The 4,979-nt window shown below is 66.5% G+C and carries 5 protein-coding genes and 1 pseudogene; 1 reads left to right on the top strand and 5 read right to left on the bottom strand.

The features are described 5' to 3' along the window. Together G3N97_RS39845 and surE are read right to left on the bottom strand one after the other, a co-directional pair. Positions 1–159, bottom strand: a pseudogene (locus G3N97_RS39845) (protein-L-isoaspartate O-methyltransferase); the annotation flags it as partial. Beyond that, the gene (surE, locus tag G3N97_RS36620) at positions 156–917 is read right to left on the bottom strand and encodes a 5'/3'-nucleotidase SurE (RefSeq protein ID WP_065060038.1); all 762 of its coding nucleotides are present in this window, start codon (positions 915–917) and stop codon (positions 156–158) included. The pseudogene G3N97_RS39845 and the gene surE, both read right to left, overlap by 4 nt. Before the next feature lie 246 nt (positions 918–1,163). Between surE and G3N97_RS36625 the strand changes: the two genes are divergently transcribed. Beyond that, positions 1,164–2,135: an NADPH:quinone oxidoreductase family protein gene (locus G3N97_RS36625; RefSeq protein ID WP_205997664.1), complete on the top strand. Its 972-nt coding sequence runs from the start codon at positions 1,164–1,166 to the stop codon at positions 2,133–2,135. A gap of 107 nt (positions 2,136–2,242) precedes the next feature. Here G3N97_RS36625 and G3N97_RS36630 read toward each other — a convergent pair whose 3' ends face one another. The 3 genes from G3N97_RS36630 to G3N97_RS36640 all read right to left on the bottom strand — a co-directional run bounded on the left by G3N97_RS36630 (position 2,243) and on the right by G3N97_RS36640 (position 4,743). Further along, a complete protein-coding gene (locus G3N97_RS36630) occupies positions 2,243–3,535 on the bottom strand; it encodes a CaiB/BaiF CoA-transferase family protein (RefSeq protein ID WP_205997665.1) in 1,293 nt (430 codons plus the stop codon). A 52-nt stretch (positions 3,536–3,587) separates the two neighbouring features. After that, positions 3,588–4,184 carry a recombination mediator RecR gene (gene recR, locus G3N97_RS36635; RefSeq protein ID WP_065060041.1) on the bottom strand — a complete coding sequence of 199 codons (597 nt, stop codon included), beginning with the start codon at positions 4,182–4,184 and terminating at the stop codon, positions 3,588–3,590. A gap of 232 nt (positions 4,185–4,416) precedes the next feature. Continuing rightward, positions 4,417–4,743 carry a YbaB/EbfC family nucleoid-associated protein gene (locus G3N97_RS36640; protein WP_027818382.1) on the bottom strand — a complete coding sequence of 109 codons (327 nt, stop codon included), beginning with the start codon at positions 4,741–4,743 and terminating at the stop codon, positions 4,417–4,419. Positions 4,744–4,979: the final 236 nt, after the last annotated feature.

A 4,979-nucleotide genomic window follows, 5' to 3' on the forward strand; every position in this document is an offset into this window, starting at 1 on the left:
CGGACCGCGCGCACCCGGCGCGGCCTTCGCGGCCGTGCCCTTCGCGATGCCGGGCTTGCTCGCGGACGCGAGCGAACCGCGCGCGTCGTCGCGACGACGCGGCTCGCGCACGAGATCCGCGAGGCCCAGCGGGAAACGCTTCGTGCGCTCGCCCGTCATGAAGCGCCGCCGCCCTGGCGCACCCAGTCGTGCGTCGCCGGCAACATGTGCGTATGCGTGAGGTCGAGTTGCAGCGGCGTGATCGACACGTGGCCGTTCGCGACTGCGTGGAAGTCCGTGCCCTCGCTCGCGTCGCGCGCGCTGCCCGACGGACCGATCCAGTAGATCGGCTCGCCGCGCGGATTCGTTTCGCGGATCACGGGTTGCGAGGGATGGCGCTTGCCGAGGCGCGTGACGCGCCAGTCGCCGATTTCCTCGTACGGCAGGTTCGGAATGTTGACGTTCAGCAGCGGGCTGCCCGGCAGCGGATGTTCGAGGTAATGCTTGACGATTTCGGCCGCAACGCGCGCGGCCGAATCGAGGTGCACCCAGTCCTTCTCGACGAGCGAGAACGCAATGGCGGGCACGCCGAACATGATGCCTTCGGTCGCCGCGGCGACCGTGCCCGAGTAAAGCGTGTCTTCGCCCATGTTCTGGCCGTTGTTGATGCCGGACACGACGAGATCGGGCTTGTGCTCAAGCATGCCCGTGAGCGCGATATGCACGGAGTCGGTAGGCGTGCCGTTGACGTAATAGAAGCCCGTCGAGGCCGAGCGCAACACCGAAAGCGGGCGCCACAGCGTGAGCGAGTTCGAGGCGGCGCTGCAGTTCTGCTCGGGCGCCATCACCGTGACTTCGCCGAGCGGCTTGATCGCTTCGTAAAGCGCGGCAAGGCCGGGGGCGAGGTAACCGTCGTCGTTGCTGATCAGGATTCGCATCAGCCGATTGTAACCGAGGAAAGAAGGCAGGCGAACGACAGGCGGAGGCCCGCTGCGTCGCCGCTTACGACTCCACGCGCGGCGCATTCCTACGATCGCTTTCATGAGATCGCCGGGCCATTTTCTGATGTTCCGCTTGCGTGCTTCTTCGAAAGAAAAATGCACGACCGTTCGCAATCTGTCGGATTGCCGTACACTGTGCTGCTGTGCAGTATCCATGACCGAAGTGACAAGACAGGAGACACGATGCGCGCAATCCGCTGCAACCAGTACGGCCCGCCCGACACGCTCTCGATCGAGGAACTGCCCGACCTCGTGCCGGGCGCGGGCCAGGTCGTCATCGACGTGAAAGCCGCGGCCGTCAACTTCCCCGACGTGCTGATCATCGAGAACAAATATCAGGTCAAGCCGCAGTTGCCGTTCACGCCGGGCGCGGAAGTCGCGGGCGTCGTGCGCGCAGCGGGCGAAGGCGTGAAGCTCGCGCCCGGCACGCGCGTGGTCGCCTACGTGGGCAACGGCGGTTTCGCGCAGCAGGCCATCGCCGAAGCGGGCGCCTGCGTGCCGCTGCCCGAAGGCGCCGACTTCGCGACGGCTGCCGCCTTCACGCTCGCCTACGGCACCTCGCATCACGCGGTGGTCGACCGCGCGGCGCTGCGTGCGGGCGAAACGATGCTCGTGCTCGGCGCGGCGGGCGGCGTGGGCCTCGCGGCGGTGGAGATCGGCAAGGCGCTGGGCGCGCGCGTGATCGCGGCGGCATCGAGCGAAGAAAAGCTCGAAGTCTGCCGACGCTTCGGCGCCGACGCGACCATCAACTACACGACCGAGGATCTGCGCGAGCGCATCAAGGCGCTCACCGACGGCAAAGGCCCCGACGTGATCTACGATCCGGTCGGCGGCGAGTATGCGGAACCGGCGTTCCGCAGCATCGGCTGGCGCGGGCGCTATCTGGTGGTCGGCTTCGCCAACGGCGAGATTCCGAAGCTGCCGCTCAATCTCGCGCTGCTCAAGGGCGCGAGTCTCGTCGGCGTGTTCTGGGGCGATTACGCGCGCCGCGAGCCGAAGAACAATGCCGCCGCGTTCGCGGAGATGGTCGGCTGGATCGGCGAAGGCAAGCTCAAGCCGTATGTCTCGAAGCGCTACTCGCTCGAAGAAACCGCCCAGGCGCTCAAGGACATGGCCTCGCGCAAGGTCACGGGCAAGATCGTGATCGAACCCTGAGTCGCGAATCGGCGTCCGGAATCGGCATCCGGTTCGCGCGCAATGAAAAAAGGCTCGCTGAATGCGAGCCTTTTTGTTGTTGCAACGACCACGCCAGCCGCCGCGCGCTACACGACCTGCTGCTCGTGCAGCCGCGCGATCTGATCGGCGTCGTAGCCGAGCGAGCGCAGCACTTCGTCGGTGTGCTCGCCGAGCGCCGGACCGAGCCAGCGCGTGTCGCCGGGCGTCGCCGAGAGCTTGGGCGTGACGCCGGGCAGCGCGATATCGACGCCCTCGCCCGGCTCGCCGGCTTCACCATTGGCGCCCTTCGTCTGCCAGCGGAACTGCTGGATCATCTGGCGCGCGGCGAACTGCGGATCGGTGAACATGTCGGCGGCGCTGTAGATGCGGCCCGCGGGCACGTCGGCGGCATTGAGCACGTCGAGCGCCTCGTCGATGGTGCGCGACGACAGCCACGCGGCAATCGCGCCATCGATCTCGGCGGTGCGCGGCACGCGCCCGTCGTTGTGCGCGAGCGCGGGATCGCTGGCGAGATCCTCGCGCTCGATCGCCGTCATCAGCCGTTTGAAAATCGGATCGCTATTGCCGCCGATCACGATGCTGCCGTCGCGGCACGGATAGGTATTCGACGGCACGATGCCCGGCAGCGACGCACCGGTGCGCTCGCGCACCATGCCGTACACGCCATATTCGGGCACCACGCTTTCCATCATGTTGAACACGGCTTCGTAGAGCGCCACGTCGACGATCTGACCGCTGCCGCCGTTCATGTTGCGATGATGCAGCGCCATCATCGCGCCGATCACGCCATGCAGCGCCGCGATCGAATCGCCGATCGAAATGCCGATGCGCGGCGGCGGCAGTTCGGGATAACCGGTGATGTGACGCAGACCGCCCATCGACTCGGCAATCGCGCCGAAGCCCGGACGATCGCGATACGGCCCGGTCTGGCCATAGCCGGACAGCCGCACCATCACGAGACCGGGGTTGTGCTTCGAGAGCACGTCATAACCGAGGCCGAGTTTTTCGAGCAGCCCAGGCCGGAAGTTCTCGACGACGATGTCCGCTTCCGCCGCCAGACGACGCACGATCTCCTTGCCCTCTTCGGCCTTGAGATTGACGGTCACCGACTTCTTGTTGCGCGCCTGCACGGCCCACCAGAGCGACGTGCCGCCCGCCTCGGGCCAGAGCTTGCGCCACTTGCGCAGCGGATCGCCGCCCTTCGGGTCTTCGATCTTGATGACTTCGGCGCCGAACTCGCCCAGAAAACGCGCCGCGAACGGGCCCGCGATCAGCGTGCCGAGTTCGAGCACCTTGACGCCCGCGAGCGGACCCGCGCTTTTTGCGCCGGTGTCCGCGGCAGATTGGGCGCCGGATTCGTTGGATGCGGCTGCGCTCATGTGTCTCCTTTCGTGTTCTTCGCTGCGGCTCGGGTCGCTTGCATCGAGCCGCTTACATCGAGCGGCGGTCGAGCATCGCGCGCGCGATCGTGCCCGCGTCGACGTATTCGAGTTCGCCGCCCACCGGCACGCCGCGCGCGAGTCGCGTGACCGCGAGGCCGCGCGCCTTGAGCGTCTGGCCGAGATAGTGCGCGGTCGCCTCGCCTTCGTTCGTGAAGTTGGTCGCGAGCACGACTTCCTTGACGACGCCGTCGGAGGCGCGCTTCACGAGGCGGTCGAAATGAATTTCCTTGGGACCGATGCCGTCGAGCGGGCTCAGATGCCCCATCAGCACGAAATACAGCCCGCGATACGTGAGGGTCTGTTCGAGCATGATCTGGTCGGCGGGCGTTTCGACCACGCAGAGCAGCGTGGGATCGCGCTCGTCGTCGAGACAGGTTTCGCACACCTGAGCTTCAGTGAACGTGTTGCACTTCTCGCAGTGCTTGAGATTCTCGGTGGCGAACGTGAGCGCACGGCCGAGCTTTTCAGCGCCTTCGCGGTCGTGCTGCATCAGGTGATAGGCCATGCGCTGCGCCGACTTCGGCCCGACGCCGGGCAACACGCGCAGCGCCTCGACGAGCGCCGACAGGGCGGAAGGTTGTTTCATGCGGATTCAGCGTGGCAAAACGGTAAGCGGACGATAAACGGACAAGAGCGGTCAATGATCCCGCCATCGACGCGCAATCAAGTCAAACGGCCAGGCCGGTCAGCGAGCGGTTTCGCTCGCGCGGCGAACCGCGCGGGGCGACGCGCATGCGCGGCCCGGCGCGGGTACATCGGTACAACAGCGGTGCGCGCGCACGCCGGTCCACGCGGACCGGCGTGCGCGGCAAACCGCTTTAGAACGGCATCTTGAAGCCCGGCGGAATCGGCAGACCGGCCGTCATGCCGCTCATCTTTTCCTGCGACGTGGCTTCGGCCTTGCGCACGGCGTCGTTGAACGCAGCGGCGACGAGGTCTTCGAGCATGTCCTTGTCGTCGGCGAGCAGGCTCGGATCGATCGACACGCGGCGCACGTCGTTGCGGCAGGTCATCGTCACCTTGACGAGACCGGCGCCCGCCTGACCCTCGACTTCGATCTGGGCCAGCTGCTCCTGCGCCTTCTTCATGTTTTCCTGCATCTGCTGGGCTTGCTTCATGAGCCCGGCGAGTTGGCCTTTCAACATTTCATTGCTCCTTGTGGATCATGGTGATGCGTCACGCGCGCGGCGACGGAGCGCGCTCCGCGCCGCGCGGCGCAATTCAATGGGCGGCCTGGCCGCCCTGCGCGGTTTCGGGCGCGATCGGCCGGATCGAGCCGGGCACGATGCTCGCGCCGAAGTCGCGAATCAGTTGCTGCACGAACGGATCGGCGCCGATCACGCGTTCGTCGTCAGCTCGGAAGCGCGTTGCGTAGGGAGAA

The sequence above is a fragment of the Paraburkholderia sp. Ac-20347 genome (assembly GCF_017104805.1).
In the GTDB taxonomy this organism is placed as follows: Bacteria; Pseudomonadota; Gammaproteobacteria; order Burkholderiales; family Burkholderiaceae; genus Paraburkholderia; species Paraburkholderia tropica.

What these genes read in the sequence shown, in the direction of transcription:
- surE (WP_065060038.1), bottom strand. Translation starts at nt 917, where the DNA reads ATGCGAATCCTGATCAGCAACGACGACGGTTACCTCGCCCCCGGCCTT.
- G3N97_RS36625 (WP_205997664.1), top strand. Translation starts at nt 1,164, where the DNA reads ATGCGCGCAATCCGCTGCAACCAGTACGGCCCGCCCGACACGCTCTCG.
- G3N97_RS36630 (WP_205997665.1), bottom strand. Translation starts at nt 3,535, where the DNA reads ATGAGCGCAGCCGCATCCAACGAATCCGGCGCCCAATCTGCCGCGGAC.
- recR (WP_065060041.1), bottom strand. Translation starts at nt 4,184, where the DNA reads ATGAAACAACCTTCCGCCCTGTCGGCGCTCGTCGAGGCGCTGCGCGTG.
- G3N97_RS36640 (WP_027818382.1), bottom strand. Translation starts at nt 4,743, where the DNA reads ATGTTGAAAGGCCAACTCGCCGGGCTCATGAAGCAAGCCCAGCAGATG.